This window comes from Pseudomonas sp. SO81 (genome assembly GCF_030374125.1).
Lineage (GTDB): Bacteria > Pseudomonadota > Gammaproteobacteria > Pseudomonadales > Pseudomonadaceae > Aquipseudomonas.
The window spans coordinates 4,770,040-4,790,253 of record NZ_CP126126.1 but is presented as its reverse complement, the minus strand read 5'-3'; the positions used below and the strand labels follow the sequence as shown (position 1 = coordinate 4,790,253).

The window sequence follows — 20,214 nt, the reverse complement described above, 5'->3', positions numbered from 1 at the left end:
GAGCCTCGAAAGGAAAATGAGGTGTCATTGCGTCTCGCCGTCCTGCAGCAGCTCCAGCGCGCGATCGAAGTCGAACAGTTCGACCTGCTGCGCGACCAGCGCCAGGCGTTTGGCCAAGGCCGGATCTAGGGATTGGCGGCGCAGCTCGACGAGTGCCCCCATGGCGGCGGTGTCGCTTTCGGCCAGCAGTTGCTTGAGCCGGCTCAATTGCCGGCGCAGCTCGGGCCCCTCCTGCAGCGCCTCGCCACTCGTCTCCTGGCCGGCACCACCCAGGCGGGCCAAGGCGGCCAGAGTCGGTGCCAGGAGGCGCTGCACCTGCGCAGCGAACCCCGCTAGCGCCGCCGACTCACCAGCCTGACAGGCTCGCTCCAGCTCGGCCGCGGCCTGGGCCACGCCCCTGGCGCCGATATTGCCAGCCGTACCACGCAGGCTGTGGGCCAGACGCTCGGCGGCCTGGGCATCCGGATCGGCCAGTGCGGCCTGGAACTGTTCGGCAAAGCCCGCCTGGGCATCGCGGAACTTGCGCAGCAAGCGCAGATAGAGCTCCCGGCGCCCCATGCAGGTGGCCAACCCGGCCGTCATGTCGATGCCCTCCAGGCTATCCGGCAGTTCATCCACCGGGCGCTCCGCCTGAGGCAACGGCGCGGGCTGCCGAGCGGCCGGCTTGATCCACTTGGCCAGGGTGGCGAACATCCCCTCGACATTCAGCGGCTTGGAAATATGGTCGTTCATGCCGCTGGCCAGGGCCCGCTCTCGATCACCCTCCATGGCATTGGCGGTCATGGCGATCACCGGCAGCGTGGCGAACTGCGCCTGCTCGCGAATTCGGCCGGTGGCCGTGTAGCCGTCCATGACCGGCATCTGGCAATCCATCAGCACGCCGTCGAAATCCGTATCGGCGGCCAGGATGTCCAGCGCCTCCTGTCCATGCCACGCCACGCGCAGCTGAATGCCGGCGATTTCCAGCAGCTCGCGCGCCAGCTCCTGGTTCAATTCGTTGTCTTCCACCAGCAGCACACGCGCGCCCCGCAGATTGGCCATGGAGCTGGCGCTCTGCCCGGAGCGCTCGGTGGCGCGGGTCTCGCTCTGCACGCCCTTGCCCAGCACCACGCCGATGGCCTCGAGCAGGGTCGAGGGCGTTACCGGCTTGGTCAGCACCACCGGCAGCTGGATGCCCTGGCGCTCGGCCTCCTCTCGCGCCTCCTCGCGGCCGAAGGCGGTAACCATGATCACCGACGGGGTGCAGTCCGGATTGGTGGAGCGCATGCGCCGCACCGTCTCCATGCCGTCCATGTTGGGCATCTTCCAATCCATCAGCACCAGGTCATAGGGCAGTTGCCTGGCCAGCGCATCGTCGAGCATGTGCAGGGCCGTGGCGCCGCTCTCCGCCACGTCGACCTCCAGGCCGAAGCTGCGCGCCATGCCGGAAAGAATCTCGCGGGCGCTGGCATTGTCATCGACCACCAGCACGCGCATGCCGAGCAGCTCGTCGGCCTTGAACATGCGCCGCGGCTGGGCGTTGCGCTGCACCCCGAGGTGCACCTGGAAGTGGAAGGTGGAGCCCTGCCCCGGCGTACTCTCCACCCAGATGCTGCCACCCATCAGCTCCACCAGCTTCTTCGAGATCGACAGCCCCAGGCCGGTGCCGCCGTACTTGCGGGTGATCGAGCTGTCGGCCTGGCTGAAGGACTGGAACATGCGCTGGCACTGTTCCGCCGTCATGCCAATGCCACTGTCGCGCACCTGGAAATGCAGCATCACCCGATCCTCGGCCTCGATCGTGCCCTCCACCCCCACCACGATCTCGCCACGCTCGGTGAACTTGGCGGCGTTGTTGCCCAGGTTGATCAGCACCTGGCCCAGGCGCAGGGGGTCGCCGATCAGCGCGGTGGGCAGGTCGGGCTGGGTGTGGAACAGCAGCTCCAGGCCTTTGTCCTCGGCCTTCAGGCCGATCATGCTGGCGAAGTTGTCGAGCACGTCCTCCAGGCGGAACGGCAGCTGCTCCAGGTTCATCTTGCCGGCCTCGATCTTCGAGAAGTCGAGGATGTCGTTGATGATGCCCAGCAGGTTCTCCGCCGAGCGATGCACCTTCTCGATGTAGTTGCGCTGCTTGTTGTCCAGCTCGGTACGCAACGCCAGGTGGCTCATGCCGATGATGGCGTTCATCGGCGTGCGGATCTCATGGCTCATGTTGGCCAGGAAGTCGCTCTTGGCCCGGGTCGCCTCCTCGGCCGCCGCACGGGCCTCGACCAGCTCAGTGACGTCGATATTGACCCCGGTGGCGCGCAGCGGCGTGCCATCCGGGGCGCGGGTGAAGCGGCTCAGCGACCTGAAGGTGCGGACGGTGCCGTCGTTCTGCCGCACGATGCGGAACTCGAAGTCATAGCGATCGGCGCCACTGGCGACCGCCTCGGCAAAGGACCTGTCGGCCTCCTCCGCATCGTCGGGATGCAGCAGAGACTTCCAGGCCTCCATCGTCCCACCGAACCCGCCGGGCTCGAGACCGAACATCTTCTCCAGCTGGGGCGTCCAGTAGTCGTGGCCGGTCACGAAGTCGACGTCGAACAGGCCGATGTCGCCCGCCTCCTGCGCAAGGCTCAGGCGGTCGCTGGCCGTGCGTAACTTGGTTTCCATCGCCCGGCGTTCGCTGACATCACGCACCGAGGCACAGACACAGATGCCCCGCCCTTCCAGGCTAGGCAGACGGGACAGGCCGATCTCCACGGCGAACATGCTGCCGTCCTTGCGCACGCCCCGCAGGTCCTCGATGTTGCCGCCCATCTGGCGAGTACTGCCATGGGCGATGAACTCGTTGCGCAGGCCCACGTGGCGACCGCGGATCATGGCCGGCGTGAGCCGCTCGACCGGCTCGCCGATCAGTTCTCCGGCTTCGTAGCCGAACAGGTTGTCCAATTGCGGGTTGGTCAACAGAATGAGGCCCTGGGCATCGACCACCAGTAAGCCATCCGGGGAGGACTCGATGATCCCCCGGTACCAGGCCTCGGTAGCCCGCAACGCTGCCTGCTGGGTCTCCAGCTCGGATGCCTGGCGCTCAAGCAGTAGCGTCTGGGCTTCCATCTCGTCGGCCTGCCGACGGGTTTCTGCCAGCAATGCCTGGGCGGCCTCACTGCGCTCCATGATGGCCATGGCACCGGCCAGCCTGGGCAGCACCTCCTGCAGCAACGCCACCTCTATATCCAGCGGAGCGCGCAGGCCCGCCAACTCCAGTACGCCGAGCAGGCGCTCGCCGCGCATTACCGGCTGCACCAGCAGATGGCTGGCCGCCGCCTCGCCAAGCTGCGAACGAATGCGCCAGAAAGAGCCCGGCAGATCCGTTAGCTGGCGCGCCTGACGATCGAGTGCACACTGGCCCAGCAAGCCCTCACCGAGGGCCACCCGCTCCGCCGGAGGAAACTCGCCGTCCAGCGCGTAGCCACCGAGCAGTTGCAGGTGGCTGGAGCCCTCGAACAGCACGTAGAGCAAGCCCTGACCGGCCCCCAGCATCGGCGCCAGGCGCTGAAGAACGAGCCTGCCGAGCTGCTCCGGCGTTTCCGCCGCCTGTATGTCGGTCTGGATCAACGACACCTGGGCCTTGATCCAGCGCTGCCGCTCCAGCTGGCGCGACTCGACCTGCAGCTTGGCGATGGCCCGTGCCAGGTCGCCGGTCTCGTTCTGCAGGTCGGTGTGCGGAATAGGCTGATCGAGATGACCGGCCGTGAGCTGGTCGACTGCGCTGCGCACCCGCTCGAGCGGCTTGCGGATCGACTGGCTGACCAGCCAGGCGAGCACCAGCGCTAGTGCCAGGCCACCGAGCAGCAGAATGTAGGTCAGCAGGCTGCTGCGCTCGGCACTGCGGGTGATATCCGCGACCAGATCGCGCAACGCCTCCTGCTTGCCGCGAACGATATCGCCGAGCACCGCATCGGCCCGGCTGTCGAGCTGCTGGAACTCGTCACCATTAACCAGCAGCAAGGCCTGGCCCTGGCGCCCCTGCCCCGCCAGCTCCATCGCCTCGTTGCCGGTCTGCTGGATGCGCTCGAGCAGCAGCTCGAACTCGGCGAGCCGCTCCAGATTATCGGCCCGGAACACGGTCGGCTTGGCCAGGGCCAGGGACTCCTGCAGCTGCTGCTTGGCCGCCTCCAGTTGGCGCAGCGAGGCGATACGAGTGTCCGCGCTGCTGGTGGCCACGGCCCGCTGCAACGCCTGGACAATATGCGGCAGCTGTACCCGCACCTCATACAGATGGTTGGCGCCCCTGAGGTCCTGATTGTAGAGCTGGTGCAGATCGCGCTTCAGCTCCGACTGGATACGCAGGCTTTGCATGCCGAGAAACAGGGAAAGCGCCAGCAGCACGGCAAAGCCGAGGACCAGCTTGTACCGCAGCGGCAGGCGCTCGAGCAGGGCGATCAGGTTCATGGACTGCACTCCTTGGCTATCGCCTACTGGGGCCTGCGATTCAGGGATCCTGGGCAAGCTGCTCCAGGGCGGCGATCTGCTTGGCCATGTCTTTGTCACTGTCGGCGAAGCGCTCGGCAATCTCGCGGAAACGCTCGGCGTTGGCCAGGAAGGCATCGCAGATGTCCGGATCGAAGTGCGAGCCGCGGCCGTCGCGGATGATGCCCACCGCCTGCTCGTGGGGCATGCCGGGCTTGTACACGCGGCGGCTGATCAGCGCGTCGTACACATCGGCCACGGCCATCAGGCGCGCGCTGATGGGGATGTCGTCGGCAGCCAGGCCTTCGGGGTAGCCGCTGCCATCCCACTTCTCCTGGTGGCTGTAGGCGATCTCCTTGGCGAAGTGGAGAAAGTCGACCTTCACCCCCAACTGGTCTTCGGCATGCTGAATGGCATCGCGCCCCAGGGTGGTGTGGGTCTTCATGATCTTGAACTCTTCCGGGGTGAAGCGCCCCGGCTTGAGCAGGATGCGATCGGGAATACCGATCTTGCCGATGTCGTGCAGCGGCGCCGACTTGAACAGCAGCTTGATGGTGTCCTCATCAAGGAAGTGGCGGAAGCGCGGGTGCTCGCGCAGCAGCTCGGCCAGCAGCTTGACGTAATTCTGGGTGCGACGGATGTGGTTGCCGGTCTCGTTGTCGCGGGTCTCGGCCAACGATGCCATGGCCTGGATGGTCACGTCCTGGATGGCCATGACCTCGCGGGTTCGGCGCTGCACCTCCTGCTCCAGGTAGTCGTTCTGGTCGCGCAGGAAGTCCGCGGCCGCCTTGACCTTGAGCTGGGTCTCGACCCGGGCCAGGACCACCGGCGGGCTGATCGGCTTGGTGATGTAGTCGGCGGCGCCCAGCTCGAGACCGTGGATCTCGTCCTCGGTTGCGGCCATGGCCGTGAGGAAGATGATCGGAATGTGCTGGGTGCGCTTGTCGCCCTGCAGGCGCTCGGCCACTTCGTAGCCGGACAGCCCCGGCATCATGATGTCCAGCAGGATCAGATCCGGCAGCGAGTCGCCCTGCAGAATGTGCAACGCCTTCTCGCCACTGTTAGCCGCCTTGACCCGGTATCTGTCCTTGAGCAGGTCGGCCATCAGCATCAGGTTGTCTGGCGTATCGTCGACCACCAGGATGGTGGACGGGTTGTAGTGGCTCTCTCCTATGCTCATAACGGCGACCCTCCCTGCCATGTTTCCTCTGCGTAGAGAGGACCAGCTGTAGCTTTCCAGCACTTCGATGGGCTGCATCGAACGATGCTGGCTCTCGGGCTTTAGCGAACGCTGTACTTCCTGGCCGGCAAGCCAAACGGCTGAATAAATATTAGATCGGCTTGAGCATCCTGCCTGGGAACGCCCGGCGCGCTAGCCGAAGGCCCAAGGCAGCGCGTAATACCTATATATCGATACCCGGACCAGAAAGGCGCGTGAATGGAGATATCGGGCGCGGAAGCGCCCTGTCTTTAGCTACGCGGGGGTAAGCGATTTACGGGCTGCGAAGTAATTGCGCGTTGTTATCGATGAGGGTCTGCAGGATTTCTATCGCCCCATTGATGGCGAATTGCACCCCCATGCACACGAGCAAAAAGCCCATTACACGGGATATGGCATCAATGCCGGACGGGCCAGTGATCTTCATGATCAGGTCGGAAGCCCGCAAACACCCCCAGAGTATGAGTGCGGTGGCCAAGAAGATTAATGGCGGTGCTATCAGAATTACCCAGGATGGAAAGCTCGTATTCTGCTTGAGGGTGGCAGAGGCGCTGATGATCATCGCGATAGTGCCGGGTCCGGCAGTGCTGGGCATGGCCAGCGGGACAAAGGCAAAACTGGCTCTTGGTGCCTCGCCGTCGCGAGAGGTCGATGGCTGAACGGGTTGGGGGAACAGCATTCGCGCGCCAATTATGATCAGAATGCCGCCGCCTGCGATGCGCAATCCCGGTATCGATATATTGAAGACACTCATGATCAGCTCACCGACGTAGTAGGTGAACGTCATGATCAGAAAGACATTGAGTGCGGTCAGGAGCGCCTGGCGGTTCTTTTCCTCGCGACTAAGGCCTTGGGAGAGAGCCAGGAAAAGTGCCACTGTCGTGGGCGGGTTTATCAATGGCAGCAATGCCAGCAGCCCCAGAATAATGGCGTCGAATAAGTTGCCCATGCCCAGTCATCCTGAAAATTTCTGGTGGTTTGCCGCGGCTACTGACTGCGGAAGCGAGTCTGTCGGTGTCGCCGTCTGAATATAGACGTTGAACGAGCAGGCCCCGGTAGGACGTCCGTGACCGCCAACCACACTGCAAGCCTCTCGATGGCTCTTCGATATGCCTTTTCATATGATGCGCGAAAACGAGATTTGGGATGTTTGGCGTGAAATCATCACCTAGAGGTATTTCATCGGGTCAGGGTACGCAAGGCAGTGCCAAATGGGACCTGAGCGAAGCTGTAAACCAGCTCTCGTGGGACGATCTTCGAATCATCAAGACGCTCAGCGAGTGCGGCAATCGCGCCCTGACTGCCAAGAAGCTCGGGATCAACGTATCCACCGTCTCACGCCGAGTGGCCCAGCTCGAGAAAGCACTGGGGATCGCTCTGTTCGATCACCGACGCTCGGGTTACATGCTCACCACGGAAGGCGCCGAGTTGCGAGCCCTGGCCGAACGCGTCGAGCTCGATATCGTCAGCGTCGCTCGGCGCATATCACGTGCGGAGCACGGGCTTCTGGGCAAGCTGCGAATCACCACCAGTGACTCGTTACTCCTGTACTTCCTCACCCCCATCATTGCGGACTTCAAGGCGGTCAACGAAGGGATAACGATCGAGGTTCTGGTGGGTAACCAAACGTTGAGTCTTGCCCGGGACGAGTCGGACATCGCGGTAAGAGCGACCAAGAAACCCTCGGAAAGCCTGGTGGGGCGCAAACTCGCGACGATCGCCTGGGCACCTTACGGCAACCTCAGAAGCGCGCCTGCTTCTGCGCTTTTCGCCGAAGGCCAGTCGTGGGTGTCGTATTCCGGTGGCCTTAGCGGCCTGAAGGCCACCAGCTACGTCGACAACAGAGTGAATGCGCACTGCATTTCCTATCGCACCGACTCTGTCGCAGCAGCGAGCGTGGCAATCGTGGCGGGGCTCGGTTTCGGGTTCCTGCCCTGCATGCTGGGCGATATCACACCGGGGCTGAGGCGCGTCGGCCCGGTGGTGCCCGAGCTCAATGATGAACTCTGGCTGCTCACCCACCAGGACATTCGGAAGTCTTGGCGAGTCAAGGCATTCATGACCTTCTGCGCCGCCGCAGTGGCGAACCAGAAGCCCCTCATCGAGGGGCAACTCGCTCAACCGGCCGAGTAGTTCCGGGCGGGAATCTCGCTTAATCGGCTCGCGCGCCGATAACTGCCTTGCAAGCGATTTCGATCAGTTGCGGACGCTGCGCCAATCTGGACACGCCAATGATATTGCTCGCGCACTGCGGGTGTTCGGTGCCATAGGCTGCCTTGCGGACACTGCCCGCCACGGCGAATGCCGCGTCCATGTCCAGTACATACAGCGTCTCTTCGACTACGTCCTCAAGCGTGGCGCCGTAGAGGGCGAGCAGCTTGGCGATATTGTCATAGGCGGTACGCATCTGTTTTCCCATCGCGGAGAAATCACGGGGCTTCCCCTTGCTATCCAGCGGTGCGGGGGCAACCAGGTTGCCGTCTTCATCGTGGTTGAACTGGCCGGATACATAGATCTCATTCCCCACCTGCCGCGCCTGTGGATAGCCATACCCCTCTTCCCAGGGAACACCCCAGTACGCGGTTTTTTGGCCATTGGGACGTGAAGCCGCCATTGCATTCTCCTTGTTCGGATCGGACGCCTGGATCGCGTCGGTTCGGTTGGTGGACGGCGGATGCTAGCAGCGCCGGCGCGTCTTTGATGGCGCATTTGCGCGCCATTGAAAGCGCAAAAATGCACAAACGAACTGCCTGTCGATCCGCTAACTTGGATTCGAGTTCAGGCCGTAGCCGCTCCGAAAGCCCCTGTACTGCCGGGACTACGAAGCGAATGCAACCGCCGAGAACCACACCAAGACCCTCCAACCACCGACAGGTAACGACAATGAACAATCCGAAAACCGAAGTCCTGACTCCCCAGAACAGCCAACTGATCTTCATTGACCACCAGCCCCAGATGGCCTTCGGGGTCCAGAGCATCGATCGGCAAACTCTGAAGAACAACACGGTGGCTCTGGCCAAGGCAGCGAAGATCTTCGACGTCCCCACCACCATCACCACGGTGGAGACCGAGAGCTTCTCCGGCCATACCTACCCCGAACTGCTCGCGGTGTTTCCCGATGCTCCCCTGCTCGAGCGCACCTCTATGAATTCCTGGGACGACCAGAAGGTTCGTGATGCCTTGAAGAAGAACGGGCGCAAAAAGATCATCGTCGCCGGCCTGTGGACCGAGGTGTGCAACACCACCTTCGCACTCTCCGCCATGCACGATGCCGACTACGAGATCTACATGGTGGCCGACGCTTCCGGCGGCACTACCAAGGAAGCACACGACTACGCCATGCAGCGCATGATCCAGGCTGGCGTAGTGCCGATGACCTGGCAGCAAGTGCTGCTGGAATGGCAGCGCGACTGGAAGAATCGCGACACTTATGACGCCGTCATGAGCCTGGTCAAGGAACACTCCGGCGCATACGGCATGGGCGTCGACTACGCCTACACCATGGTCCACAAGGCACCTGAGCGCGTTGCGCACGGCCCGACCCTGGCCCCTGTCGCCGCTCCCATCTAAGCCTGAGCGCCCCCGGCTCTCGGGGGCGGCTCTTTCAACCGAATGACAGACGCAAGCCTATAGCTCCCGATGGTGGGCACCGCTGCGCGCGTTACCAGGACAACATCGACGTAACCCTCTCACTGGTCGACAAACAAGGAGTATCCGCATGAATCGTCTCGCCCTGCTCACCTCGCTGCTGGCCCTGGCCACCGGCAATGCCCTTGCCGCCGGCAGCCCCGGCGTGGAACACAACACCCAGGCCTTCCTCCAGGCCCTGGAAGCCGGCGGCGGCAAGCCGCTGGAAACCCTCAGCCCGCAAGACGCCCGCGCCGTGCTGGTCGGCGCCCAGGCCTCGGTCAAGGTCGATCTGTCCGGCGTGAGCGTGTCCGAGAAGACCATTCAGGCCGGCGGCCAGTCGATCCCACTGACCATCGTCCGTCCCGAAGGCGCCAAGGGCGATCTGCCGGTGTTCATGTTCTTCCACGGCGGCGGCTGGGTGCTCGGCGACTATACGACCCATGCCCGCCTGATCCGCGACCTGGTGGTGAACTCCGGCGCCGTGGCCGTCTACGTCGGCTACACGCCTTCGCCGGAAGCCAAGTATCCGACCGCCATCGACCAGGCCTACGCCGCCACCCAGTGGGTCGGTGAGCACGGCAAGGACATCCAGGTCGACAGCTCCCGCCTGGCGGTGGCCGGCAACAGCGTCGGCGGCAATATGGCCGCGGTGGTCGCACTGAAAGCCAAGGAAGCCGGTACACCCAATCTGCGCTTCCAGCTGCTGCTGTGGCCGGTGACCGATGCCAGCTTCGAGACGGCCTCCTACAACCAGTTCGCCCAGGGCCACTTCCTGACCAAGCCTATGATGCAGTGGTTCTGGGACAGCTATACCACCGACCCGAAGCAGCGCGCCGAGCGCTTCGCCTCGCCGCTGCGCGCCTCTGCCGAACAGCTGAAGGGCCTGCCGCCGACGCTGATCCAGACCGCAGAGTTCGATGTGCTGCGTGACGAGGGCGAGGCCTATGCGCGCAAGCTGGACGCCGCCGGCGTGACGGTCACCGCCGTGCGTTACAACGGCATGATCCACGACTACGGCCTGCTCAACCCGCTGGCCCATGTCCCGGCCGTGCAGGCCGCCATGCGCCAGGCCGGTCTCGAGCTTAAGCAGCACCTGCAGTAATCAACCCAGCAACTCGTCTGCCCCGGCACGGCAGTGCGCCGGGACAGCGTGCACAAGGAACTGCAATATGCCCACAGAAACCGTCACCCTGATCATTCGGCACCGGGTCGCCAGCGGTCAGGTGCCCGCCTATGAGACCTGGCTACGGCGCATCACCCGCGTGGCCAGCGACTACCCAGGACACCTCGGTGTCGATGTACTGCGCAACGACGCGCTGTTCACCTCGGTACTGCGTTTTGCCAGCGCCGGCCAATTGCAGGCCTGGCTTGATTCCGCCGAGCGCGGCGCGCTGATCGCCGAGGTCACGCCGCTGCTGGCCGAGGAAGAAAGCAAGGAGCTGCACGACGGCCACGAGTTCTGGTTCGTCCCCGAGCAGCGGGCCGCGACCCCGCCACCGCGCTGGAAGCAGGCCTGCATCACCTTCCTGGTCATCCAGCCACTGACCCTGCTGATGCCGCTGCTCTGGCAGCCGCTGTTCAGCCGGCTACCCTGGCTGAGTGGCTATGTTCCGAGCAACGTGCTGATCACCCTGAGCATCGTGCTGTCCGTCGTCTATCTGTTCATGCCGCGTGTCACTGCCTGGTTCGCCGGCTGGCTGAGCGCGCGCTGAGTACTGGAGAAAGTCATGAGCCAAGACCCGACCGATAAAAGCCGCCGCAACTTCCTCGCCAGCAGTTCCGTGCTCGGCGCCGCCGGCGCGCTGTGGGCCGCCCTACCTTTTGCCGGCGCTGCCGGCAGTTCTTTCGCCAGCAGTCTGGGGAGCGATATGAAAGCCGATCTGATCCTGTTCAACGGCCGCCTGCACACGGTCGACCGCGAGAAGCCCACGGCCAGCGCCGTGGCGATCAAGGACGGGCGATTCCTCGCCGTCGGCAGCGATGCTGAGGTCATGGCCCTGCGCGGCAGCGCCACCCAGATCATCGACCTGCACAAGCGCACGGTGATCCCCGGTCTCAACGACTCGCACCTGCACCTGATCCGCGGCGGCCTCAACTACAACCTGGAGCTGCGCTGGGAAGGCGTGCCCTCGCTGGCCGACGCCCTGCGCATGCTCAAGGAGCAGGCCGACCGCACGCCCACCCCGCAGTGGGTGCGGGTGGTCGGTGGCTGGAACGAATTCCAGTTCGCCGAGAAGCGCATGCCGACCCTCGACGAGCTGAACAAGGCGGCGCCGGATACCCCGGTGTTCGTCCTCCACCTGTACGACCGCGCACTGCTCAATCGCGCCGCGCTGCGGGTGGTCGGCTATACCAGGGACACGCCCAACCCGCCGGGTGGCGAGATCGTCCGCGATGCCAATGGCGAACCCACCGGCATGCTGGTGGCGCGACCCAACGCGATGATCCTCTACTCGACCCTGAGCAAGGGGCCGAAGCTGCCGCTGGAGTACCAGGTCAACTCGACCCGCCAGTTCATGCGCGAGCTCAACCGCCTGGGCGTGACCAGCGCCATCGACGCCGGCGGCGGTTACCAGAACTACCCGGACGACTACCAGGTGATCGAACAGCTGGCCAAGGACCAACAGCTGACCGTGCGCATCGCCTACAACCTGTTCACCCAGAAGCCCAAGGAAGAGCTGACCGACTTCAAGAACTGGACCGGCAGCGTCAAGCTGCACCAAGGTGACGACTTCCTGCGCCACAACGGCGCCGGCGAGATGCTGGTGTTCTCCGCCGCCGACTTCGAGGACTTCCTCGAGCCGCGCCCGGACCTGGCGCCGAACATGGAAAGCGACCTGGAGCCGGTGGTGCGCCACCTGGTCGAGCAGCGCTGGCCGTTCCGCCTGCACGCCACCTATGACGAATCCATCTCGCGCATGCTCGACGTGTTCGAGAAGGTCAACCGCGACATCCCGTTCAACGGCCTGCCGTGGTTCTTCGACCATGCCGAGACCATCACGCCGAAGAACATCGAGCGGGTGCGCGCCCTGGGCGGCGGCATCGCCATCCAGCACCGCATGGCGTTCCAGGGCGAGTACTTCGTCGACCGCTACGGCGCCAAGGCGGCGGAAAAGACCCCGCCGATCCAGCGCATGCTGGCCGAAGGCGTGCCGGTCGGCGCCGGCACCGATGCCACCCGGGTGGCCAGCTACAATCCCTGGACCTCGCTGTACTGGATGGTCAGCGGCAAGACCGTCGGCGGCCTGGAGCTTTATCCGCAGGGCCTGTCGCGCGCTACCGCGCTGGAACTGTTCACCCACGGCAGCGCCTGGTTCTCCAGCGAGCAGGGTAAGAAGGGGCAGATCAAGGTTGGCCAGCTGGCGGACCTGACCGCGCTGTCGGCGGACTTCTTCAGCGTCGAGGAAGAAGCCATCAAGTGGATCGAGTCGGTGCTCACGGTAGTCGACGGCAAGGTGGTTTACGGCGCCGGCGAGTTCGACAAGCTGGCACCGCCGCCGGCCCCGGTACTGCCAGACTGGTCGCCTGTGGCCAAGGTGCCCGGCCACTGGAAGCCCGGCGCGCCGCTGGTGGCGCAGGTGCACCAGTGCGCTGGCGCTTGTGCCGTGCATGCTCACAGCCATGACCGCGCGCGGCGCTCGTCAGTGCCGATCAGCGACTTCCAGGGCTTCTGGGGCGCGTTCGGCTGCTCCTGCTTCGCCTTCTGATGCGAAGCCGCTCACGCGCCGGCCAACAACCCGGCGCGTGGGCACTATCTCGCTGGTCTCCAGCAACCCGCAGCATCGCATAAGCCCTGAATCGCCCCCGATTTCTAGGGACTCACCGACCGCTATTGGCCGGAAGCAGTTATCGGTGACACGCAGCTTCCGGCCAATAGCTGATCTTTCAATCCCATTGCGATATCTCCAGCCGATGCCAGAGATATCTATGCAACCGTCTAACCCGCTGCTGACACAGCGGCGGTGCGCGTCTGACGGGTCATCAGTTTGAACAGGCTAAAAGCGCTTACAGCGAATGCGCCCTGTAGACCTATCATCGGCCAGGCAGTGCCGTCCTGCAGGGCGCCTAGCAATAAGCCACTGCAAGTAGCACCGAGCATCTGCGAAAAGCCCATCAGACCAGCGGCGAGCCCGGCACGGTGAGCATTGGGTATGACCACGCCAGCAACCGACGCCGGGATCAGCATGCCGCCGCCCAGGGTTACCAGCACCTGCGGCAGGGAGACGCCAAGCACTGACAGACCGAGCGCAGAGTGCAGCAGAATCGAGAGCACAGCCCCGGCGGCCACCAAACTGATGCCAATACCCACAATGCGCTGCGGCCCCAGTTGCATGATCTTGCGCTGAGTGAACAAGGCGCCGGCGATCAGGCCAGAGATTGTTACCCCAAACACCATGCCGTACTGCGCCGAACTCAGTCCCAGAAGATCGATATAGACTGCGGATGAACCCGCTATCACAGCGAACATCGCGCCGTAAGTACCCGCGAGGGTCAAGGCCAGAGCACGACTAGAACGCTGCTTGAGCAGGTCGAGATAGTCCCGTGCCAAGGTCGCCGGGTGCCCAGCTGTGGGATCAAGACTGAGATTGGACTCACGGTAGAACGTCAGCACCGACAGCAACGCGATGCTGCCGATAGTCATCGACGCCAGAACGGGAGCGTGCCAGCCACCCCATTGGGTCAGCAGGCCACCTACCATCGGAGCCAGAGCGATTGCGCTGAGCATACCGATGACCGTCAGTGCCAAGGCCGGCGCGGCCTGGGCCTTCCAAACATCGCGGACGATAGCTCGCGCCAGGACCAGAGCGGCGCAGGCACCGAGACCTTGGGCTACACGCCCGAGGATGAAGCCGGTCATGCTATCGGCCAGCAGCATCCAGCCGGTGGCGGCCAAATAGAGCGCGAGACCACCAATCAGAACAGGTCGACGGCCAACCCGATCGGACAGTGGTCCCAGCAGCAACTGCCCGATACCAAATGCGGCTACGAAACCGGACAGAGCAGCAACGCTGGCTCCATGCATCGCACCGAGGCCCTGCTCGATCCTGCTGAGGGCAGGAATCAGCAACTGCGTGGAGATTTCTCCTAGTGCGGTTAGCACCATGAGCATTGCAAGCAGCAGGCGGGACGGGTTCATGACCAGGCTCCTTCTTCTGTGGCTTTCAACTCCAGGGCAATCAACTGCCCTTCCATGGCCTGCCAGTCGTCGCCGCTAACGGCGAGCGCCAAAGCGCATTTCGCCTCGCACTGCATCGCGTGTTGTTCATTGCTCATCGAGCGCACCTCCGTTGGTCGTTTTGTCCTTGGCAGGACGAATAAGATTACGATCGACATATATACATGAAATTGGATTATGACTATCATATTTTCGACACGCGGTACTCCGCCCCGCAGCCGCCCCATACGAGGATCGCACTATGAAACACCTTGTCCTGCTTGCCCTGATTCCTGTGTCTGTGTTGGCTTTAAGCGGCTGCGACAGTCAGGCCGACACCCTGGCTTCTGCCCCTCAACCACGTGCGGTACTCACAACACAGGTGCAATTGGCGTCCCAGCAAGGCTCGCTCTATACCGGCGTGGTGGCGGCCCGCACCACCAGCGACCTGGGCTTTCGCGTCGGTGGCAAGGTGATCGCCCGCAAGGTGGACCCGGGCACCCGCGTCAAGCAAGGCGACGTGCTGCTGGTGCTGGACAACACCGACTTCGAGCTGGCCCTGCGCACGGCGCGCAACCGGGTGACCGCCACCGCCGCCGAGCTGCGCCAGGCCCGTGACGATGAAGCCCGCTACCGTCGCCTGAGCGGAACCGGGGCGGTCTCGCGGCAGATCTACGATCAGGCCAACACCCGCCTGCGGGTGGCCCAGGCCGAGCACGCCGCCGCCAGCGCGGAGGCGGCCCAGGTGGAAAATCGCCGGACCTACTCCACCCTCCAGGCCGACGGAGACGGCGTGATCACCGAGGTACGGGTGGATCGCGGCCAGGTCGTCGCCGAAGGCCAGATCGTCGCCAGCCTCGCCCACGACGGCGCCCGCGAGGCGGTGATCGACATTCCGGAAACCCAGCGTCCGCTCGCCAGCCAGCCGGCCCTGGCCTATCCCTATGGCGCCTCGGGCGACGCCGTACCCGCCACCCTGCGCGAGCTGTCCGCCGCAGCGGACAGCACCACCCGCACGTTCCGCGCCCGCTACACCCTGGGCGGCGAATCTGCGGCCCTGGCTATCGGCTCCACCATCACCCTGCGCCTCGATGGCACGAGCCGGCAGCCGTTGCTGCGTGTCCCGCTGGGTGCGCTGCATGACAAGGGCCAGGGCACCGGCGTCTGGATCATCGGTAACGACGGCAAGATCGAGCTGCGCGCCGTCAAGGTGGTGCGCCTGGAGCAGGAAGAAGCGGTGCTCCAGGGTGGCGTGCAACCGGGCGAACGCATAGTCGCCCTCGGCGCCAATCTGCTCAGCCCCGGTGACAGCGTGCGTGAACTGCCAGCCCCCTCCCTGGCCCTGGAGCACTGAGATGAGCCGCTTCAACCTCTCAGCCTTCGCGGTGCGCAACCGGGCAATCACCCTGTTCCTGATCCTTGCCACCCTGGTCGCCGGGGCCATCGCCTTTGGCAAGCTGGGGCGCGCCGAAGACCCGTCCTTCACGGTCAAGACCATGACCATCACCGCCGCCTGGCCGGGTGCCACCGCGCGAGAAATGCAGGAGCAGGTGGCCGACCGCCTGGAAAAGCGCCTGCAGGAGCTGGACCTCTATGATCGGGTGGAGACCATCGCCCAGCCCGGCTTCGTCTCCATGAAACTGCAGTATCAGGACTCCACCCGGCCCAAGGACATCCAGGCCCTCTTCTACCAGACCCGCAAGAAGCTCACCGACGAGGCCAAGCGCCTGCCCCGTGGCGTCATCGGGCCGTTCTTCAATGACGAATACTCCGACGTCTATTTCGCCCTCTACGCCCTGGAAGCCGGGCAGATGCCGCACCGCCAGCTGGTGCAGATGGCCGAGGACCTGCGCCAGGGCATGCTACGCCTGCCCGGCGTGAAGAAGGTCAACATCCTCGGCGAACAGGCCCAACGCATCTTCGTCGAGTTCTCCTACGAGCGCCTGGCCACCCTGGGCCTCAAGCCGGAGCAGATCTTCGAAGCCCTGGGCAAGCAGAACGGCGTGGCCCCGGCCGGTTTCGTCGAAACCAGCGGGCCGCGCGCCTACATCCGCCTGGACGGTGCCTTCGACAGCCTGACGCTGATCGAGAATGTGCCGATCAACGCGGGCGGCAAACTGCTGCGCATCGCCGACGTCGCCACCGTGCGACGCGGTTACGAAGACCCACCGACCTACCGCATTCGCCACCAGGGTGAGCCGGCGCTGATGCTCGGCGTGATCATGGAGCCGCACTTCAACGGCCTGGAGCTGGACAAGTCGCTGCAGGCCGAAGAGGACCGCATCCACGCCGAACTGCCGCTGGGGGTGATGTTCGACAAGGTCTCCGACCAGGCCGAGAAGATCCGCATCGCGGTGAACGAGTTCATGCTCAAGTTCTTCGTCGCCCTCGGCGTGGTGATGCTGATCAGCCTGCTGGCCCTGGGCTTTCGCGTGGGCCTGGTGGTGGCCGCCGCCGTGCCGCTGACCCTGGCCATCGTCTTTGTGGTCATGCTGCTGACCGGCCGCGAGTTCGACCGCATCACCCTGGGCGCACTGATCCTGTCCCTCGGCCTGCTGGTGGACGACGCCATCATCGCCATCGAGATGATGGTGGTGAAACTGGAGGAAGGCCTCGACCGCATCCAGGCCGCCACCTTTGCCTGGACCTCAACCGCGGCCCCCATGCTGACCGGCACCCTGGTGACCGTGATCGGCTTCCTGCCGGTGGGCTTCGCCAAATCCGGCGCCGGGGAATACGCCGGCAACATCTTCTGGATCGTCGGCTTCGCCCTGCTCGCCTCCTGGGTGGTGGCGGTATTCTTCACGCCCTACCTGGGCGTGAAGATGCTGCCGAAGATCCAGCCGGTGGCCGGCGGCCATGATGCGCTCTACGCCAACGCTCTTTACCAGCGCCTGCGCGCCCTGATCACCTGGTGCGTAAACCACCGCAAGACGGTGACCGCCCTGGTGGTGGCGGCCTTCGTCGTCAGCGGCCTGGGCATGGGCGCAGTGAAGAAACAGTTCTTCCCCAACTCCGACCGTTCCGAGCTGCTGGTGGAGGTGTACATGCCGCCGGGCAGCGCCTTCAAGGCCACCGAAGGCGTGGTCGCCCAGGTGGAGAAGGCCCTGCTGGAGGAGCCCCAGACGAAACTGGTGGACGCCTACGTGGGCGGCGGCGCGCCGCGCTTCTTCCTGTCCCTGAACCCGGAACTGCCGGACCCGGCCTTCGCCAAGATCATCGTGCAGACGGCGGACTCCAAGTCGCGCGACGCCCTGCGCGAGCGCATACAGGCACGCATCGCCGCCGGCGAGTTCCCCTCGGCGCGGGTGCGCGTCACCCAGCTGGTGTTCGGCCCGCCAGTGCCCTTCCCGGTGGTGTTCCGCGTGTCCGGCCCGCATCTGGAGCAACTGCGGCAGATCAGCGAAAACGTGCGCCAGATCGTGGCCGCCAATCCCAAGACCCGCGACACCTTCGTCGACTGGGGCGATCGTGTCAGTTCCTATCGCCTGGTGCTGGACCAGGATCGCCTGCGCCTGCTCGGTTTCACCCCCGATGAGGTGAAGAGCCAGCTCAACGCCCTGCTCACCGGCAACCCGGTGACCGAAGTGCGCGAAGGCACCCGCACCGTGACGGTGATGGTGCGAGCACAGAATGCCCAGCGGGAGAATCTCGGCGGCATCGAGGGCCTGACCATCACCAACGCCGCCGGCGTTTCGATTCCACTGGAGCAGGTGGGTCGCTTCCAGCCGGTGATGGAGGAACCGATCCTCAAGCGCCGCGACCGCGACCTGACCTTCGAGGTGCGTGCCGACATCATCAAGGGCACGCAACCGCCGGATGTGGGGAAGGCCGTGTACGCCGATCTGCAGCCGCTGATCGCCCAGCTGCCGGCGGGCTATCGGGTGACCATCGGCGGCCCGGTGGAAGAAAGCGCCAAGGCCAACAAGGCCCTGGCGGTCCTGTTCCCGGTGATGATTCTGCTGACGCTGGTGGTGATCATGTTCCAGGTGCGCTCCTTCGCCCTGATGTTCATGGTCTTCGCCACCGCACCGCTGGGCCTGATCGGCGCGGTGCCCGTGCTGCTGCTGTTCGATCAGCCCTTCGGTTTCAACGCCATCCTGGCGCTGATCGGCATCGGCGGCATCCTGATGCGCAACACCCTGATCTTCACCGACCAGATCGAGCAGGAACAGGCCCACGGCCGCCCTCTGCGCGAGGCGATCATCGAAGCCACGGTGCGCCGCGCCCGGCCGGTGCTGCTCACGGCCCTGGCCGCCGCGCTGGCCTTCATCCCGCTGACGTTCTCGGTGTTCTGGTCGTCCCTGGCCTTTGTGCTGATCGGCGGAGTCCTGATCGGTACGGTGCTGACGCTGCTGTTTCTACCGGCGCTCTGCGCCCTGGTGCTGCGTGTCAATCGCGGGCCCAAGGCCAGCACCGGCCCCGACTGGGAGAAGCTAAGCGTGCAGCAGGCGCCTCTGGAAGCGCACTGAGGCGTGTAGCGCCGCACGCCAGCCAGTGAAAAGACGATGGACGTCAGCAGGTTCTTCAGGGTCTTCATCGAATGGCTTCCGTTCGGATCGTTGGACATCATTCCTGACCTGCTTCGCTCATCTCGGCGGCCAGGCGATCGGGCCCAGTCTCGACGACGCAGATGTCTCGGGTGTGTCGTCCCGTGGCCGGTTTGCATGCGCATGTGTGCGCAGGCGCCGGGATACGGTGGGATACAAGCCGCTCGGGAAGCCCCTCACCCCGCCACGCCACGGGCATCGCGCCGCACGGCCTGGGGTGGCACGCCGAAGCCACGAAGGAAGGCCTCGCGCATGTGGCGACGGTCGCGAAAACCGGTTTCCCTGGCGACCACCTCCAGGGAGTGGCGGCTCTGCTCGATCATCAGCCGCGCCGCTTCCAGGCGCAGCCCCTCGATGGCCTTGGCCGGGGAGTGGCCGGTTTCGGCGGTGAATACGCGGGTGAACTGACGCGGGCTCAGGTGCACGACCTCTGCCAGCTCCTCGACGCTGAGCGAGCGACTCAGGTGGTTGCGCGCGTAGTTCAACGCGTTCTGAATGCGGTCGGACTTGGGCGCCAGATCGAGCATCTCCGAATGCTGGGACTGCCCGCCGGAGCGCCGCTGGTGCATCACCAGCTTGCGCGCGACCGAACGGGCCGCCTCCACGCCCAGGTCCTTCTCCACCATGCCCAGTGCCAGGTCGAGCCCTGCGGTCATACCGGCGGAGGTCCAGATGGGCCCGTCGATGAGATAGATGCGGTCGTCCTCGACTTCGATGTCTGGAAAACGCTTGCGCATGGCCTGGGCGAAGGCCCAGTGGGTCGTCGCGCGGCGCCCGGCCAACAGGCCCGCCTCGGCCAGCACGAAGCCGCCGGTGCAGACGCCGACCGTGCGCCGCGCCTGGCTGCCGGCCTGACGCACGAAGTCGAGGGCCGCCTCCGGCGTCGGCGTTGCCAGCGGGTCATTGACCCCGACGACCATCCAGGTGTCCGCCAGACGGGGGGCGTCCAATGGGCGAGTCTCCACGGCCAGTCCCAGCGAGGAGCGCACCAGCCCGCCGGCCGGAGAGAAGTTCTGAATGCGGTAGAAGGGTTCCTTCGCGACGAGGTTGGCGTACTCGAACACGGTCTGAGTGGCCAGGGAAAGTACCTGGAAACCCTCCATCAGCAGGTAGCCGATTCTGTGCATATGCGCCTCCGCCAATGTCCTGAAAAACGACCACAAATGTCATTTAAGACATAGTAAAACCGCCGCACTCTGTTCTCCAACCCCTAACCCCTGGAGAAC

General features: G+C 64.6%; 14 protein-coding genes. 7 read left to right on the top strand and 7 right to left on the bottom strand.

Annotated features, from left to right (window positions below; genetic code table 11):
* Positions 1-24: 24 nt before the first annotated feature.
* The 3 genes from OH686_RS22935 to OH686_RS22925 form a co-directional block, all read right to left on the bottom strand.
* Positions 25-4,416 (bottom strand): response regulator, encoded by a 4,392-nt coding sequence (locus OH686_RS22935; protein WP_289535485.1) that lies wholly within the window; start codon positions 4,414-4,416, stop codon positions 25-27.
* A gap of 40 nt (positions 4,417-4,456) precedes the next feature.
* Complete coding sequence (locus tag OH686_RS22930) at positions 4,457-5,614, bottom strand: HD-GYP domain-containing protein (protein WP_289535483.1); 1,158 nt, start codon at positions 5,612-5,614, stop codon at positions 4,457-4,459.
* A gap of 313 nt (positions 5,615-5,927) precedes the next feature.
* Entirely contained in the window at positions 5,928-6,602 is a 675-nt protein-coding gene (locus tag OH686_RS22925; RefSeq protein ID WP_289535481.1) for a MarC family NAAT transporter, read from the bottom strand.
* A gap of 197 nt (positions 6,603-6,799) precedes the next feature.
* On the opposite strand from OH686_RS22925, the gene OH686_RS22920 reads away from it, so the two are divergent.
* Positions 6,800-7,786, top strand: a complete 987-nt coding sequence (locus OH686_RS22920; RefSeq protein ID WP_289535479.1) for a LysR family transcriptional regulator — start codon at positions 6,800-6,802, stop codon at positions 7,784-7,786.
* A gap of 19 nt (positions 7,787-7,805) precedes the next feature.
* Here the strand turns inward: OH686_RS22920 and OH686_RS22915 are convergent, their stop codons facing one another.
* Complete coding sequence (locus OH686_RS22915; RefSeq protein ID WP_137972129.1) at positions 7,806-8,267, bottom strand: Rid family hydrolase; 462 nt, start codon at positions 8,265-8,267, stop codon at positions 7,806-7,808.
* 269 nt (positions 8,268-8,536) lie between these two features.
* On the opposite strand from OH686_RS22915, the gene OH686_RS22910 reads away from it, so the two are divergent.
* From OH686_RS22910 to OH686_RS22895, 4 genes are all read left to right on the top strand, one after another.
* The gene (locus OH686_RS22910; RefSeq protein WP_137972128.1) at positions 8,537-9,223 is read left to right on the top strand and encodes a hydrolase; all 687 of its coding nucleotides are present in this window, start codon (positions 8,537-8,539) and stop codon (positions 9,221-9,223) included.
* A gap of 148 nt (positions 9,224-9,371) precedes the next feature.
* The gene (locus OH686_RS22905) at positions 9,372-10,385 is read left to right on the top strand and encodes an alpha/beta hydrolase (protein ID WP_289535476.1); all 1,014 of its coding nucleotides are present in this window, start codon (positions 9,372-9,374) and stop codon (positions 10,383-10,385) included.
* A gap of 67 nt (positions 10,386-10,452) precedes the next feature.
* A complete protein-coding gene (locus tag OH686_RS22900) occupies positions 10,453-10,995 on the top strand; it encodes an antibiotic biosynthesis monooxygenase (RefSeq protein WP_289535475.1) in 543 nt (180 codons plus the stop codon).
* 156 nt (positions 10,996-11,151) lie between these two features.
* Complete coding sequence (locus OH686_RS22895; RefSeq protein ID WP_289539130.1) at positions 11,152-12,990, top strand: amidohydrolase; 1,839 nt, start codon at positions 11,152-11,154, stop codon at positions 12,988-12,990.
* A 230-nt stretch (positions 12,991-13,220) separates the two neighbouring features.
* Here OH686_RS22895 and OH686_RS22890 read toward each other — a convergent pair whose 3' ends face one another.
* Positions 13,221-14,420, bottom strand: a complete 1,200-nt coding sequence (locus tag OH686_RS22890) for an MFS transporter (RefSeq protein WP_289535473.1) — start codon at positions 14,418-14,420, stop codon at positions 13,221-13,223.
* Complete coding sequence (locus tag OH686_RS22885) at positions 14,417-14,557, bottom strand: hypothetical protein (RefSeq protein WP_289535471.1); 141 nt, start codon at positions 14,555-14,557, stop codon at positions 14,417-14,419. The genes OH686_RS22890 and OH686_RS22885 overlap by 4 nt, the downstream gene beginning before the upstream one ends.
* 143 nt (positions 14,558-14,700) lie before the next feature.
* Between OH686_RS22885 and OH686_RS22880 the strand changes: the two genes are divergently transcribed.
* Together OH686_RS22880 and OH686_RS22875 are read left to right on the top strand one after the other, a co-directional pair.
* A complete protein-coding gene (locus OH686_RS22880; protein WP_289535469.1) occupies positions 14,701-15,792 on the top strand; it encodes an efflux RND transporter periplasmic adaptor subunit in 1,092 nt (363 codons plus the stop codon).
* A gap of 1 nt (position 15,793) precedes the next feature.
* Positions 15,794-18,910, top strand: a complete 3,117-nt coding sequence (locus tag OH686_RS22875) for an efflux RND transporter permease subunit (RefSeq protein ID WP_289535468.1) — start codon at positions 15,794-15,796, stop codon at positions 18,908-18,910.
* A gap of 254 nt (positions 18,911-19,164) precedes the next feature.
* Here OH686_RS22875 and OH686_RS22870 read toward each other — a convergent pair whose 3' ends face one another.
* Entirely contained in the window at positions 19,165-20,115 is a 951-nt protein-coding gene (locus tag OH686_RS22870) for a GlxA family transcriptional regulator (RefSeq protein WP_289535466.1), read from the bottom strand.
* Between the last annotated feature and the right edge of the window lie 99 nt (positions 20,116-20,214).

Coding starts and splice junctions, on each gene's coding strand:
- OH686_RS22935 (WP_289535485.1), bottom strand. CDS start 4,416: ATGAACCTGATCGCCCTGCTCGAGCGCCTGCCGCTGCGGTACAAGCTG.
- OH686_RS22930 (WP_289535483.1), bottom strand. CDS start 5,614: ATGAGCATAGGAGAGAGCCACTACAACCCGTCCACCATCCTGGTGGTC.
- OH686_RS22925 (WP_289535481.1), bottom strand. CDS start 6,602: ATGGGCAACTTATTCGACGCCATTATTCTGGGGCTGCTGGCATTGCTG.
- OH686_RS22920 (WP_289535479.1), top strand. CDS start 6,800: ATGTTTGGCGTGAAATCATCACCTAGAGGTATTTCATCGGGTCAGGGT.
- OH686_RS22915 (WP_137972129.1), bottom strand. CDS start 8,267: ATGGCGGCTTCACGTCCCAATGGCCAAAAAACCGCGTACTGGGGTGTT.
- OH686_RS22910 (WP_137972128.1), top strand. CDS start 8,537: ATGAACAATCCGAAAACCGAAGTCCTGACTCCCCAGAACAGCCAACTG.
- OH686_RS22905 (WP_289535476.1), top strand. CDS start 9,372: ATGAATCGTCTCGCCCTGCTCACCTCGCTGCTGGCCCTGGCCACCGGC.
- OH686_RS22900 (WP_289535475.1), top strand. CDS start 10,453: ATGCCCACAGAAACCGTCACCCTGATCATTCGGCACCGGGTCGCCAGC.
- OH686_RS22895 (WP_289539130.1), top strand. CDS start 11,152: ATGAAAGCCGATCTGATCCTGTTCAACGGCCGCCTGCACACGGTCGAC.
- OH686_RS22890 (WP_289535473.1), bottom strand. CDS start 14,420: ATGAACCCGTCCCGCCTGCTGCTTGCAATGCTCATGGTGCTAACCGCA.
- OH686_RS22885 (WP_289535471.1), bottom strand. CDS start 14,557: ATGAGCAATGAACAACACGCGATGCAGTGCGAGGCGAAATGCGCTTTG.
- OH686_RS22880 (WP_289535469.1), top strand. CDS start 14,701: ATGAAACACCTTGTCCTGCTTGCCCTGATTCCTGTGTCTGTGTTGGCT.
- OH686_RS22875 (WP_289535468.1), top strand. CDS start 15,794: ATGAGCCGCTTCAACCTCTCAGCCTTCGCGGTGCGCAACCGGGCAATC.
- OH686_RS22870 (WP_289535466.1), bottom strand. CDS start 20,115: ATGCACAGAATCGGCTACCTGCTGATGGAGGGTTTCCAGGTACTTTCC.